The organism is Sphingomonas sp. (assembly GCF_039595165.1).
Lineage (GTDB): Bacteria > Pseudomonadota > Alphaproteobacteria > Sphingomonadales > Sphingomonadaceae > Sphingomonas.
This window is the reverse complement of record NZ_JBCNMA010000097.1, coordinates 1-12982: the sequence shown is the minus strand read 5'-3', so window position 1 is coordinate 12982 and position 12982 is coordinate 1. Positions and strand designations below refer to the sequence as shown.

Sequence of the window (12982 nt, the reverse complement as noted above, 5' to 3'; positions counted from 1 at the left end):
CGCGGAACTCGGCGACCGCCGCCGACAGCTCGGGATCGTCCGCGCCCAGGGCGTCGAGTTGCTCGGCATAGTGAAGGTCGATCTCGGTCTCGACCGCCACCGTGCACGCCATCGCCGCCGCCGGCCCGAGCGCCGCGGTCGCGGCGCCGAGCGCGAAGCCCGCGGCGTTCCACACCGGCTGCAGCGCGGTCGGCCGCACGCCGCGCTCGGCGATCAACGCGTCGAAGAAGGCGCGGTGCCGCTCCTCCTGGTTGGCCATCCCGGAAATCGCGCGGGCCATGTCGTGCCGGTCGCCCATCACGGCGAGCTGCCCGGCATAGATGCGCGTCGCGCCATATTCGCCGGCCTGGTCGACGCGGATCATCGACCCGATATCGGGCCGGGGATCGCCGGGCTTCCACCTCATCGGCGCTGCTTCCTGAGCATCAGCATCGCGATCACCAACGCACCACCAAGCGAAAGGATCGCATTCCAGCCGGCGAGCGAGATGCCGAGGAAATGCCACGGCGCGACGTCGCAGCGCACCAAGGGCGCGTTCATGATCGCATCGAGCGCATTGCCGCCGCCGAAATTGGTGGCGCAGCGGGTGAGGCCCTCCCACCAGCCATATTCCACCCCGGCATGGAAGGCGCCGATCGCACCGCTGATCGCGATGGCGAGCGTGGCGAGCCACACCAGCGCGCCGCGCGCGGGCTTCATCGCGAACGACAGCGCGGCGAGCGCGATCGCCGCGTAATGCGGCCAGCGCTGCCACATGCACATCTCGCACGGGAACAGCCCGCCGACATATTGGCTGTAGAGCGCCCCGGCCATCAGGCCGAGCGGCAGCAGCAGGGCGAGCGCCTGCGCGATGCGGCGGGGCGCCATCGCCTGACTCAGCGCTTCGTGCCGCTCTTGGGCGCGCCGCCCGCCGCCATCCGCGCCGGCGCCGAGGTGCGCGCGATCGTCTGCAGCGCGTAGTGGAGCTGGAAGTCCTCGACGCCCTGCTTCTTGAGCTCCTCGACCGTCGCGGCGAAGCGCGGGTCGGTCTTGGTGTCCTCCTCGAGGATCGAATTGTCGACCTTGGTCTCGTTGATCAGGTGGCGGCGCAGGTCGGCCTCGCGGAACACCGGCCGGGTCTTGTAATCCGGGTCGGAGAGCTGCGGCACCAGCAGGTCGGGCTCGATCCCGCCCTCCTGCACCGAGCGGCCCGAGGGGGTGTAGTAGCGCGCCGTGGTGAGGCGCAGCGCGGTGCGCGGCCCCAACTGGAGCAGGGTCTGCACCGAGCCCTTGCCGAAGGTCTTCTCGCCCAGCACCAGCGCGCGGTGATGGTCCTGCAGCGCGCCGGCGACGATCTCCGAGGCCGAGGCGGTGCCGGCATCGACCAGCACGACCAGCGGAAGCCCGCGCGCGAGATCGTCGGCCTTGGCGTACCAGCGCTCGATATCCGCCTTCTCGCGGCCGCGCTGCGAGACGATCTCGCCATGCGCGAGGAACGCGTCGGTCACCTCGATCGCCTGGGTGAGCAGGCCGCCGCCATTGGCGCGCAGGTCGATGACATAGCCCTTGGGCTTGCCGCCGAGCTGCTTCTCGATCGCAGCGATCCCGGCGCGCATGTCCGACGCGGTGCTGGCGGAGAAGGTGTTGATGTTGAGGATGCCGATGCCGTCCTTGACCTCCCACTTCACCGCCTTCTGGACGATGGTGTCGCGAGTCAGCGTGACGTCGAACGGCTTGTCGCGGCCGGGGCGGATGATGCGCAGCGTGATCTTGGTGCCCGGCTCGCCGCGCATCTGGCTGATCGCCTCGTCGAGCGTACCGCCATAGATCAGCTTGCCGTCGAGATGGGTGATGAAGTCGCCCGACTTGAGGCCGGCGCGCCAGGCGGGCGTGTCCTCGGTCGGGGTGACGATCTTGACCGCGCCGTCCTCCATCGTGACCGACAGGCCGAGACCGCCGTAATTGCCCTCGGTGGCGAGGCGCATATTGTCGAACGCGACCGCGTCGACATAGGAGCTGTGCGGATCGAGACTGGCGAGCATGCCGTCGATCGCGCCCTTGATCAGCGTCTTGTCGTCGACCTTCTCGACATAATCGGCCTTTACCCGGGCATAGACGTCCATGAACGCGTCGAGCTCGCGATAGCTCGACGTGTCGACGCTGGCCATGGCGCCGGTGGTGAGCGGGACGAGCGCCAGCGCGCCGACCGCGGCGGTGACCTGGAGGATAGGACGGATCATACGCTTACTTCCTGAGCAGTGCTTGGCGGCAAGATAGACCGGAAAGCCGTGGCGGCAAAGCGGCAAGGGCGCGGCGCGACGAGGATGCCGACAAATCCTCCCCCGCCAGAGCGAGGTGGCAGGCGCGGCCTGACGGAAGGGGGCGGATGCCAGAACGCCAGCGGTGTGCTTCCGCCCCCTCCGTCGCCTTTAGCGCTACCTCCCCCTGGCGGGGAGGATTGAACGAGAATCAGTCCAGCAACTGCGCCAGATCCACCGCATGGCCCTGTCGGCGCAGCTCGACGGTGATGCGCGGGGCGTCGCCTTGCGGCGCGCGGCCGAGCGGGGTGCCCTGCACCGGCGCGTCGCCGACTCGCACCAGCACGCGGTCGAGCCCCGCGACGAGCGAGGTCCAGCCGTCGCCATGGTCGAGGATGACGATGTTGCCGTAGCCGCGGAAGCGGCCGGCATAGACCACGCGTCCCGCGGCGGGGGCGACCACCTGCGCGCCGGCCCAGCTCGACAAGGTGAGGCCGCGCGAGCGCACCCCGGCGTCGGAGATTTCGCCGAGGCCGGTGACGATGCTGCCCGCGACCGGCAAGCGATAGGGCGGCGGGCCCTTTCGCGGCGCGGGCGCAGGGGCGGGGGCGGCCTCGTCCTCGCTCGCGGCCCCCGGGCGCGGCAGCGGACCGGGCAGCGCCTCCAGCGACTCGCGCGTCTCGGCGGCGGCGCCGAGCGTGTCCATCAACTCGACCAGGTCGCGCGCCTGCTCGCCGAGCGCGAGCGCGCGGTCGGATTCGAGCATCGCCTCGCGCCGGTAGCCGGTGGCGCGCAGCCGATGGTCGGCCTCCATCCGCACCAGCGCGAGCCGCTCCGTCTCGAGCCGCTCGCGCCCGTCGCGCAGGCTGCGCGCGGCGAGGTCGGCGCCCTCGCGCAGGCGACGGGTGCGCGCGATCTCGTTGCGGACGCCGGCGCTGCGCTCGCGCACCACCGGCGCGACGCTGCCCAGCACCGCGCGGACATGCACGATGTCGGCGGTCGAGCCGGGCTGGAGCAGTCCGAGCATCGCCGGGCGCCGCGCGAGCGACTGCAGCGCCGCGATCAGCCGCGCGATCGGCCCCTGCTGAGTCTCCAGCCGTCCGCGCTGCGCGGCGAGCAGCCGGTCGACGATCGCGACGCGGGCGCGGGCGGCGGTGATCTCGGCTTCGGCGGCCGCGATGCTCGCCGCGACCGCGGCTTCGCGCGCCTTGGCACGGCGCGCTTCGTCGCGCTCGCCCGCCGCCGCCCGCTGGAGCCGCTTGGCGCGCGCCTCGGCCTCCTTGGCCGCCTGGTTCGCGGCCTTGAGCCGGCCCTGCTGGGCGACGAGGTCGGGCGCCTGCGCGGGCAACGCGGTGAGGCCTGCGAGGGCGAGGAGCAGGGCGGCAATGGCGATGATGGCCCAGCGCATCCGGTCAGCCTTCGCGGTGATAGGGGTGGTTGGCGAGGATGCTGGTCGCGCGCCACAACTGCTCGGCGAGCATCGCGCGCGCCATGAGGTGCGGCCAGGTGGCGCGGCCGAACGCGATCAGCAGGTCCGCCTCCGCCCGCTCGGCGTCGCCGAACCCGTCCGCCGCGCCGATCAGGAAGCGCGTCTCGCGCACCCCGTCGTCGCGCCACGCCTGAAGCCGCTCGGCGAGCACGCGCGAGGGGAGGTTCTCGCCCTTTTCGTCGAGCATCACGCGGCGGGTGCCGGGCTGGAGCTCGGGCAGCTTGCCGCCGGTGTCGGGCAATTCGGTGATTCGCGTCGGCCATGTGACGCGCTTCATATAGCGCTCGACCAGCTCGGCCTCCGGCCCACGCCCGATGCGCCCGCGCGCCACGATATGAAGGAGCATGATGTGTTAGGCTAAGGTCCCGTTCGCCCCGAGCTCGTCGAAGGGCTGCGCTTCTCCATCGCAAGGAAGCAAGGCAGGGCTTCGACGGGCTCAGCCCGAACGGGAAGAGGTGATGTGGCCACTCAAGCGTTGCCGACGGGCGGCGCGTCTCCGAACGCCCACATCCGCTCGAGATTGTAGAAGGTGCGGACCTCGGGCCGGAACAGATGGACGATCACGTCGCCGGCGTCGATCAGCACCCAGTCGGCGGTGGGCAGCCCCTCGACGCGCGGGTTGCGGCCGAACTCCGCCTTGATCTTCTCGGCCAGCTTGTTCGCCATCGACGCGACCTGACGGGTCGAGCGGCCCGAGGCCACGACCATATAGTCGGCGATGCTGCTCTTGCCGGCGAGCGGGATCGAGACCGTTTCGACCGCCTGATCGTCGTCGAGCGAGGTCAGGACGAGCTGGTGGAGCGCCTCGGCCTCGTCCAGGTTACCCTGCGGCTGGGGCGTACGCGAAACATGGGGCGATGCGTTCAAGGGGGCTCCTAGCGTCTCGTGACGCGCGTGCTGTGATGTGGGGACGGCGCATAACGCCGGTGCCAGGCAGGGTCGGCGGCGCGCAGGCGGGTCGCCGAAGTCGGGTCGGGGCGGAAGCGCAACAGCACCAGGGCCGGCAAACTCCACTTCGTCCAGTTCTTCGCCTGGCCTGCGGGCCGCACAAAGCGCCGCAGCCAGCCCATGGCAGGACTTGCATGGGCGTCGCGATCATAACCCGGCCGCGCGATCACCGCAATCGGAACCTGTCGCGCGATATGGCGCCAGCCCTTCCACTGGTCGAATTGCGCCAGGTTGTCGGCGCCCATCAGCCAGATGAAGCGATGCTTGGGATAGAGCCTCGGCAGCTTGGTCAGCGTGTCGACGGTGTAGCGCGTCTTGAGCCGCTTCTCGACCGCGGTGGGGCGGATCGGCGCATGCCGCGCCATCGCCCGGGCGGAGGCGATGCGCGCGGCGAACGGGGCCATGCCGGCGCGCTCCTTCAAGGGATTGCCGGGCGAGACCATCCACCATATCTCGTCCAGCCCCAGCGCGCGCAACGCGTGAAGCGAGATCGCGCGATGCCCGCGATGCGCCGGGTTGAACGACCCGCCGAGAAGCCCGATGCGCTTCAAGGACTTAGGGTCTGAACCCAGTTGGAACGAGGTCGAGACGGAGCGGATTTTGGCGCCAGGCCAGGAGCAAGGAGGGAGCGATGGGGTTCCATCGTGACCGACGCGCGACGCCGCATGGCGCCAAAAGACGCCCGCCGCTTCGCGGTCGCCCATGGAAGGCCGCCGAACAGCGTCGCTTGCTTGCGCGTAGCGCTGCTACGCGACTGCGCTGCGCTCCTTGTCGGCGGCCTTCCATGGGCGATCTCGATCCTCGTTCCAACTGGGTTCAGGCCCTAATCTGTCCGCTCCCGCGCACCACCCATTTATAGGTCGTCAGCCCCTCGAGCGCGACCGGGCCGCGGGCGTGGAGGCGGCCGGTGGCGATGCCGATCTCGGCGCCCAGCCCGAACTCGCCGCCGTCGGCGAACTGAGTCGAGGCGTTCCACATCACGATCGCGCTGTCGACGCCGTTGAGGAAGCGCTCGGCCGTGGCCGCGTCCTCGGTGACGATCGCGTCGGTATGGTGCGAACCGTGCGCGGCGATGTGAGCCATCGCGCCGTCGACGCCGTCGACTTGCTTCACCGACAGGATCGAGTCGAGATATTCGGTGTCCCAGTCCTCGGCATTGGCCGCGAGCGCGCGCGGCTCGATCCCGCGGATTTCCGCATCGCCGCGCACTTCGCAGCCGGCGTCGATCAGCGCGGAAAGGATCGGCGCGGGATCGGCGAAGGCCTGGTCGATCAGCAGCGTCTCGGTCGCGCCGCAGATGCCGGTGCGGCGCATCTTGGCGTTGACCGCCAGCTCGCGCGCCATCGCCGGGTCGGCGGCGCCGTCGACATAAGTGTGATTGATCCCGTCGAGATGCGCGAGCACGGGCACGCGGGCTTCCTCCTGCACGCGCGCGACGAGGCTCTTGCCGCCGCGCGGCACGACCAGGTCGATCGCCCCTTCGGCCCGCAGCATCGCGCCCACCGCGGCGCGATCGGTGGTCGGCACGAGCTGGACGGCATCGCCGGGCAGGCCGGCAGCCTCGAGGCCCGCGGCGAAGGCGGCGTGGATCGCGCGGTTGCTGTGCGCCGCCTCGGAACCGCCGCGCAGGATCGCGGCGTTGCCGCTCATCACGCAGAGCGCCGCGGCGTCGGCGGTGACGTTGGGGCGGCTCTCGTAGATGATCCCGATCACCCCGATCGGCACGCGCACGCGGCTGAGCTCAAGCCCGTTGGGCCGCTCGCTGCGGCTGATCACCTCGCCCACCGGATCGGTCAGCGCCGCGACCGCCTCGACCCCCGCCGCCGCGCCTTCGAGCCGCGCGGGATCGAGCCGCAGCCGGTCGAGCAGCGCCCCGGACAGGCCGTTCGCCTCGCCCGCCGCGACGTCCTGCGCGTTCGCCGCGAGGATCGCCTCCGCCTGGGCGCGCATCTCCGCCGCGGCGGCGCGCAGCCCCTCGGCCTTGCGCGGGCTCGACAGACCGGCCAGCGTCACGGCGGCGGCACGGGCGCGCGCGCCCATGTCGGCGATGAGGGCTTCGGGCGAGGTCTGCGTCGTCATGTCCATGGCCATTGGGCTATCACGGCGCCGCGCGAAAGTCCCTATCGCCTCGGCTTTCGCGGTTTGTTAGGTGAGCTTTCATGGGGGAATTCGACGCAGCCGGAGAAGTGGTCAGCGGGGCGCTGTGGGGCCGCGCGGTCGAGAGACGGCACGGCGAGGGCCATGGCGACGGCGAGCATGGCGGCATCTGCCTCAATTGCGGCACCCGCCTGCTCGGGCCGCACTGCCACCGCTGCGGCCAGGCCGGCCATGTCCACCGCACGATCGGCGCGATCGGGCACGAGATCCTGCACGGCGTCGTCCATTTCGAGGGCAAGCTGTGGAACACCTTGCCGCTGCTGTTCTTCCGCCCCGGCGAGCTGACCCGCCGCTACATCCATGGCGAGCGCGCGCGCTTCGTCTCGCCGATGGCGATGTTCCTGTTCTCGGTCTTCACGATGTTCGCGGTGCTCCAGATCATGGGCATCTCGCCGCCGGCCGAGGTCGGCACCGCGGCGCAGTTCGAGCAGGGCCTGACCTTCGCGCGCCGGAACACCGAAAGCGCGATCGCCGACGCGAAGGAATCGCGCGCCAGGGCCGAACCGGGCAGCGAGCGCGCGAAGAAGCTCGACAAGCGTATCGCCGGGCTCGAGCGCGACCTCGACGAGCTCGAGAAAGTGCCGCTCTCGCTCAGCCGGGCGAGCGGCAAGGGCCTCGATTTCAAGACCGGCTGGAAGCGGCTCGACAAGGGGATCGAGAAGGCCAACCACAATCCCGGCCTCGCGCTCTACAAGCTCCAGACCAACAGCTACAAGTTCAGCTGGGCGCTGATCCCGCTGTCGATCCCGTTCGTGTGGCTGCTGTTCTTCTGGAAGCGCAAGTTCAAGGGCTACGACCACGCCGTGTTCGTGACCTATTCGCTGTCCTTCATGTCGCTGCTGGGGATCCTGCTGACGATCGGCGGCGGGCTCGGCGTCACATCGGACATCATCGCGCCCCTCGCGCTGCTGATCCCGCCGCTGCACATCTATTTCCAGATGAAAGGCGCCTATCGCCTGCGCGGGTGGAGCGCGCTGCTGCGCACCTTCGTCCTGCTCAACATGATCACCTTCATCGTGGTGATCTTCGCGCTGTTGCTGCTCGGGCTCGGGCTGCTCGGCTAGCGGCAGGGGTATCGCTTCATCATCATCGCATAGAAAGCGGTCTTGACGCTCATCCCGCGCTTCGCCGGCGGGATCGCGTTGAACTCGGCCATCACCTCCTTGGCGCCGAGCGTCGCCTTGCCCTTGGGCGGGGGACAGCTGTGCGGGGTGCGGCCGGCCTTGCGCGCGGCGGTCAAATCGGCGCGATAGGCATCGGCGACGCTCTGCACCTCGGCGCGCAGCAGCTTGATGTCGGGCGAGCCGATCGCGAGGAAGCCCTTGGCCTTGAGCGCGTTCGCCTTGGCCAGGAACTGCGCGACGCTCATCGCCTGCGCGCTCGCGGGCAGTGCGATCAATAGTGCGGCGATCATCCAGCGCTTCATCGAGAGTCCTCCGGAACCGCTCGCTAGATTGCGATTATGGCCGGTTGTTGACGCTTCACAGCGGCGCGGCGCCCGCTAAAGTCGCGCCGATTTGACGGGGGGTTAGGCATGATCATCGGCATCGACCTCGGCACCACGAACAGTGCCGCGGCGGTCTGGCGCGACGGGGAAGCGGTGCTCGTGCCCAATCGGCTCGGGCATGTGCTGACGCCGAGCGCGGTCAGCATCGGCGACGATGGCGAGGTGATCACCGGGCTCGCCGCGCGCGAGCGGATGGCGAGCCACCCCGAGGTCACCGCCACCGCGTTCAAGCGCTATATGGGCACCCGCCGCACCGCGCGGCTCGGCAAGCGCGAGTTCACCCCCGAGGAGCTGTCCGCGCTCGTCCTGCGCAGCCTCAAGGCCGATGCCGAGGCGTTCCTGGGCGAAGAGGTGCTCGAGGCGGTGATCACCGTCCCCGCCTATTTCAACGACAAGCAGCGCAAGGCGACGCATCGCGCCGGCGAGCTCGCCGGCCTCAAGGTCGAGCGGCTGGTCAACGAGCCGACCGCCGCCGCGCTCGCTTATGGCATCCACCAGCTCGCGGACGAATCGCGTTTCCTGGTGTTCGATCTTGGTGGCGGCACGTTCGACGTGTCGATCGTCGAAATCTTCGAGGGGATCATCGAGGTGCGCGCCTCGACCGGCGACAATCACCTCGGCGGCGAGGATTTCAACGAATTGCTCGTGACGCTGATGCGCGAGGCCCATGCCGAAGCGTTCGGCGAGGCCGGGCGCGGCGACGATCCGCTCCACCAGAAACTGCGCGAGACCGCCGAGCGCGCGCGCCGGGCGCTGTCCAGCGGGCACGAGGCCGAGATGCGCCTCGTGTGGAACGGCGCCGAGTACCGCCACACCGTGACCTCGCAGGCGTTCGAGGAAGCGGCCAAGCCGCTGATCGACCGGCTGCGCGAGCCGGTGCTGCGCTCGATGCGCGATTCGGGGATCAAGAGCGCCGAACTGAGCGAGATCATCCTGATCGGTGGTGCGACGCGCATGCCGCTGGTGCGCAGCGCGGTCACGCGCATGTTCGGCCGCTTCCCCAACGCCACGGTCAACCCCGACGAGGCGGTGGCCCTGGGCGCGGCGGTGCAGGCCGGGCTCAAGTCGCGCGACGTCGCGCTCAAGGAAGTCGTCGTCACCGATGTCTGCCCTTATTCGCTCGGCGTCGAGCATTCGCGGCGGCTGCCCGGCGGCGGGATCGAGGACGGGCTGTTCGCGCCGATCATCGAGCGCGGCACGGTGATCCCGGCGAGCCGCATCCACAGCTTCGGCACGATGCACGACAACCAGACCAAGGTCGATTTCGGCATCTTCCAGGGTGAGGCGCGGCTGGTCCGCGACAATGTCGAGATCGGCCGCACCTCGGTGCGCGTGCCGCGCGGGCCGGCGGGGCAGCAGGTCGATGTACGCTTCTCCTACGACGTCAGCGGGCTGCTCGAAGTCGACATCATCGTCCCCCAGACCGGCGAGACGGTTAGCCTGACGATCAACGACGGCATGGCGGGGGACGAGAAGGCACTGGACAAGGCGCGCAAGTCATTGGCGGCGCTGAAAGTGCATCCGCGCGACGAGGCGGAGAACAAGGCGGCGATCGCGCGCGGCGAGAAATGCTTCGAGAATTTCCTCGGCGAGCAGCGCTATTGGGTGGGCGAGGTGCTCGGCCGGTTCAGCGCCGCGCTCGAGACCCAGGACCCGCGCACGATCGAGGCGGCGCGCAGGGAATTGCACCAGGCGCTCGACACGCTCGAGGGTGAAACCTTCCTGTGAGACCTCGTTCGCCGTTGCCCCTGCCCGCCGTCATCCCCGCGAAGGCGGGGATCCATTCTGGCTGGCATATCGAACGAGCGGCACCGGCAGCGGCAATGGATTCCCGCCTGCGCGGGAATGACGAAATGGGGCGGGTGGCCGCATGAAATCGTGGTGGCAGGTGCTCGGCATTCCGCGCAAGAGCGACCGCGCGGCGATCCGCCGCGCCTATGCGCGGAAGCTGCGCGTCACCCATCCCGAGGACGACCCGCAGGGATTCATGGTGCTGCGCGAGGCCTATGAGGCGGCGCTGCGCTGGGTCGAATATGATGTCGACTGGGAGGAGCCGGACGAGGACGAGGCGGAGCCCGTTCTTGCTCGCGAAGCGGTCGAAGCCCCGCCGAGTGCCGAGCCCGCGGTCGCCCTCTACGTCGCACCCGCGGAACCCGATCCGCTCGCCGAGGTGCGCGCGGCCGAGCAGGAAGAGCTGCGTCGCCGCACCGCCGCGCTCGATGCCGGGCTGCGCGGGCCGTGGCACGGCGATGCCGCGGCGCTGAAGTCGCAGCTCGCCGCGATCCTCGCCGCGCCCGCGCTGATCGAGATCGCAGTGCGCGATTCGGTCGAGCATTGGCTCGCCGACCTGCTCGCCGACACGATCCCGCGCAGCGACCATATACTGCGCCCCGCGATCGACGCGTTCGGCTGGGAGGAGGAGGGCAACCACCCGCCCGGCGTGTGGCGCATCCTCGCGCGGATCGACGAATGGCGCGTGATCGAGGCGCTGCGCCGCGGGGATCATGCGCTGTCGGCCGGGTGGAACGCGCTGACCCGCGCCACGGCACCCGGCTGGCAACGGCGGATCGGCGCCTTGCGGCCGGGCATCGCCGCGCAAGTGCGGCAATTGTTCGATCTCGCCGACTATCAGGCGCCGGGAATCGCGCACAGCTTCGATCCCGGTGCGGCGGCGTGGTGGCGCGCGCATCTCGAAGCACCGCGCTTCGGCTTCGTCGATCTTCTCGTAATGCTGCTCGCCGCCGGACTTGCGCTGGGCCTCGCGTTCGGCGCGCAAACGCTCGCGGTGCGGGCGGGCGGCGCCGCCGCCGCACTGCTCGCGGGGCTGGCCTTTCCGGTCGTTCGGCTGCGGATCGTCGCGCCGTGGCGCGAGCGGCGCGAAATGGCGGACGAGCCCCCGGGCTGGCTCGCCGACGCCTGGCCTGCGCCGTGGCTGCTGGCCGCGCTGTTGCTGGTCGCGGTGCCGATCCAGCCATTGGTGGCGAGCGTGGCCGTGGCACTGGCAGCGGTCGCGGCGCTGTGGATGGCGGTTGCCGCCGGTCGCGAGCCGGCGATCGGCAACCCGATCTACAAGATCCTGTCCTTCGCTGTGCTGGCGGTGTTCGGCGGCGCGGCGTTCTTCGCGCTGTCGGATGCGGAAAAGCTGGCGCTCGGCGCGTTCGCCGCCGCATCGGGACTGATCGCCATGTCGGGCAGCGCGGGGCTGGCGGGGGCGCTGTGGCGGATCACCGCGCGGCCCGTCCTCGCCGCGCTGATCGTCACGCTGCTGCTGGTTGGCGGCGCCGTCATCCGCTTCCAGTTTCCCGACGCGCCGGAGCCGCTGGTGCCATGGGCCGCGGCAACGGTCGCCGGCATGGTGCTGCTCGCCGCGGTGAGCGACGTTGCCGATGGCAGCCCGGCGGTGCCGCTGCTGCCATGGGTGCGCTGGGCGCTGTGGGCCGCGCTGGTCTTCGCCGCGATCCTCTCGGCGCCGCAGGGCGAGCGTGCGGACGTCGTCCCGGCCGATCCCATGAAGCAGCTCGAGCAGCGCGAGCCGGGCTTCGCTGCCCTGAAGACGGGCAATCCCGGGCTCCACTCCGCCGTCGCGCTGCTCCGCCAGCAGCAGGCAGACCGGACCAAGACCGCCGCCGAAGCGGGACGCGAGATCGACCGGCTGGTCAACACCGCCTATCGCGAGCGGCTGCCGCGCGCGCCGGCGGCACTGCTCGCCGCGGAGATGGACATCCGCCTCGCCACGCTGCGCGAGTATCGCGCGCTCGACGTGGCGGCGTGCGCTTCAGGCGAAGGCGAGCGCAAGCCGCCGCCAATCAGCGAAAAGCTGCGCGAGCGGCACTATCGCCACGCCTTGCAGGTCGCCGGGAGCTGGCCGGCGAGCGCCGCCGATCTGGCGCGGGGGCGCGATATCCCGGCGGACGAGCTGCTCCGCGCCGCCGCCAACGGCGATGCGGCGAAGGCCGGGCGCCTGGGCGCGGCGATGGGGGGCAGCGACGTGAAGGCGAAGTGCGACGCGCGCATCGCCTTCCTCGAGGCGCTGGTCGCGCAGGACGATGCCGACATCGCCAAAACGATGCGGCCCGCGCTCATCGCGCGGGCCGGACCGGATTCAGCGAAGAGGTAGGATATACGACACCCCTGATCCTTCCCCGCCAGGGGAGGATTAGCTGTTGTGCCTCACGCCCCCTGCGGCGCCGGGTTCCCGAACGGACCCTTGGGCCGCCGCGTCTTGGGGATCGAGGTCCCCGCCGCCGCGACCGGGCCCTTGAGCGTCGCGGGATCGGGCCGGCCGATATCGCCGTCGGCGAGCAGCTTCTTGATCTCCTCGCCCGACAGCGTCTCATATTCGAGCAACGCGCCGGCGAGCTGGTGGAGCTGGTCGAGATGCTCGGTCAGCACCTCGCGCGCGCGGGCGAGGCCGCCCTCGACCGTCGACTTGATCTCATGGTCGATCAGCTGCTGAGTCTCGTTCGACATGTGCCGCGGCTGCGACGCCGAATAGCCGAGGAACGATTCGCCCTCGGGCTGGGCGTACTCGACCGGGCCGACCTTGTCCGACATGCCCCACTTCGTGATCATGTCGCGGGCGAGGCCGGTGGCGTACTGGATGTCGCCCGACGCGCCCGACGAGACCTTGTCGTAGCCGAAGAT

Annotated in this window: 12 protein-coding genes and 1 pseudogene; 3 read left to right on the top strand and 10 right to left on the bottom strand. The window is 70.4% G+C overall.

Features of this window, described 5'->3' with window-relative positions:
* From ABDV68_RS14385 to ABDV68_RS14350, 8 genes are all read right to left on the bottom strand, one after another.
* A partial coding sequence (locus ABDV68_RS14385; protein ID WP_343520762.1) for a demethoxyubiquinone hydroxylase family protein occupies nucleotides 1-406 on the bottom strand: 406 nt, incomplete at its 3' end.
* Nucleotides 403-867, bottom strand: a complete 465-nt coding sequence (locus ABDV68_RS14380; RefSeq protein WP_343520761.1) for a disulfide bond formation protein B — start codon at nucleotides 865-867, stop codon at nucleotides 403-405. The genes ABDV68_RS14385 and ABDV68_RS14380, both read right to left, overlap by 4 nt.
* Nucleotides 868-875: 8 nt before the next feature.
* On the bottom strand, nucleotides 876-2219 hold the full coding sequence (locus ABDV68_RS14375; protein ID WP_343520760.1) for a S41 family peptidase: 1344 nt from the start codon (nucleotides 2217-2219) through the stop codon (nucleotides 876-878).
* A gap of 229 nt (nucleotides 2220-2448) precedes the next feature.
* Complete coding sequence (locus tag ABDV68_RS14370) at nucleotides 2449-3645, bottom strand: peptidoglycan DD-metalloendopeptidase family protein (RefSeq protein ID WP_343520759.1); 1197 nt, start codon at nucleotides 3643-3645, stop codon at nucleotides 2449-2451.
* Between the two features lie 4 nt (nucleotides 3646-3649).
* Nucleotides 3650-4072 (bottom strand): 23S rRNA (pseudouridine(1915)-N(3))-methyltransferase RlmH, encoded by a 423-nt coding sequence (locus ABDV68_RS14365; protein ID WP_343520758.1) that lies wholly within the window; start codon nucleotides 4070-4072, stop codon nucleotides 3650-3652.
* Between the two features lie 122 nt (nucleotides 4073-4194).
* Complete coding sequence (rsfS, locus tag ABDV68_RS14360; RefSeq protein ID WP_343520757.1) at nucleotides 4195-4593, bottom strand: ribosome silencing factor; 399 nt, start codon at nucleotides 4591-4593, stop codon at nucleotides 4195-4197.
* 8 nt (nucleotides 4594-4601) lie between these two features.
* The gene (locus ABDV68_RS14355; RefSeq protein ID WP_343520764.1) at nucleotides 4602-5225 is read right to left on the bottom strand and encodes a nicotinate-nucleotide adenylyltransferase; all 624 of its coding nucleotides are present in this window, start codon (nucleotides 5223-5225) and stop codon (nucleotides 4602-4604) included.
* 265 nt (nucleotides 5226-5490) lie between these two features.
* On the bottom strand, nucleotides 5491-6759 hold the full coding sequence (locus ABDV68_RS14350; protein ID WP_343520756.1) for a glutamate-5-semialdehyde dehydrogenase: 1269 nt from the start codon (nucleotides 6757-6759) through the stop codon (nucleotides 5491-5493).
* A gap of 74 nt (nucleotides 6760-6833) precedes the next feature.
* On the opposite strand from ABDV68_RS14350, the gene ABDV68_RS14345 reads away from it, so the two are divergent.
* Complete coding sequence (locus ABDV68_RS14345; protein WP_343520754.1) at nucleotides 6834-7895, top strand: DUF3667 domain-containing protein; 1062 nt, start codon at nucleotides 6834-6836, stop codon at nucleotides 7893-7895.
* On the opposite strand, the gene ABDV68_RS14340 is transcribed toward ABDV68_RS14345, so the two are convergent.
* Entirely contained in the window at nucleotides 7892-8257 is a 366-nt protein-coding gene (locus ABDV68_RS14340) for a hypothetical protein (protein ID WP_343520752.1), read from the bottom strand. The two genes, ABDV68_RS14345 and ABDV68_RS14340, sit on opposite strands and share 4 nt — an antisense overlap.
* Before the next feature lie 108 nt (nucleotides 8258-8365).
* Between ABDV68_RS14340 and ABDV68_RS14335 the strand changes: the two genes are divergently transcribed.
* A complete protein-coding gene (locus tag ABDV68_RS14335; RefSeq protein ID WP_343520750.1) occupies nucleotides 8366-10066 on the top strand; it encodes a molecular chaperone HscC in 1701 nt (566 codons plus the stop codon).
* Nucleotides 10067-10208: 142 nt separating this feature from the next.
* The gene (locus ABDV68_RS14330) at nucleotides 10209-12455 is read left to right on the top strand and encodes a hypothetical protein (RefSeq protein WP_343520749.1); all 2247 of its coding nucleotides are present in this window, start codon (nucleotides 10209-10211) and stop codon (nucleotides 12453-12455) included.
* A 53-nt stretch (nucleotides 12456-12508) separates the two neighbouring features.
* On the opposite strand, the pseudogene ABDV68_RS14325 reads toward ABDV68_RS14330, so the two are convergent.
* Nucleotides 12509-12982: pseudogene (locus tag ABDV68_RS14325) on the bottom strand (cell division protein FtsH); the annotation flags it as partial.

Bases quoted from the DNA above. Each gene is read 5' to 3' on its own strand.
- ABDV68_RS14345 (WP_343520754.1), top strand. From the start codon at position 6,834: ATGGGGGAATTCGACGCAGCCGGAGAAGTGGTCAGCGGGGCGCTGTGG.
- ABDV68_RS14375 (WP_343520760.1), bottom strand. From the start codon at position 2,219: ATGATCCGTCCTATCCTCCAGGTCACCGCCGCGGTCGGCGCGCTGGCG.
- ABDV68_RS14340 (WP_343520752.1), bottom strand. From the start codon at position 8,257: ATGAAGCGCTGGATGATCGCCGCACTATTGATCGCACTGCCCGCGAGC.
- ABDV68_RS14370 (WP_343520759.1), bottom strand. From the start codon at position 3,645: ATGCGCTGGGCCATCATCGCCATTGCCGCCCTGCTCCTCGCCCTCGCA.
- ABDV68_RS14335 (WP_343520750.1), top strand. From the start codon at position 8,366: ATGATCATCGGCATCGACCTCGGCACCACGAACAGTGCCGCGGCGGTC.
- ABDV68_RS14350 (WP_343520756.1), bottom strand. From the start codon at position 6,759: ATGGACATGACGACGCAGACCTCGCCCGAAGCCCTCATCGCCGACATG.
- ABDV68_RS14365 (WP_343520758.1), bottom strand. From the start codon at position 4,072: ATGCTCCTTCATATCGTGGCGCGCGGGCGCATCGGGCGTGGGCCGGAG.
- ABDV68_RS14380 (WP_343520761.1), bottom strand. From the start codon at position 867: ATGGCGCCCCGCCGCATCGCGCAGGCGCTCGCCCTGCTGCTGCCGCTC.
- ABDV68_RS14330 (WP_343520749.1), top strand. From the start codon at position 10,209: ATGAAATCGTGGTGGCAGGTGCTCGGCATTCCGCGCAAGAGCGACCGC.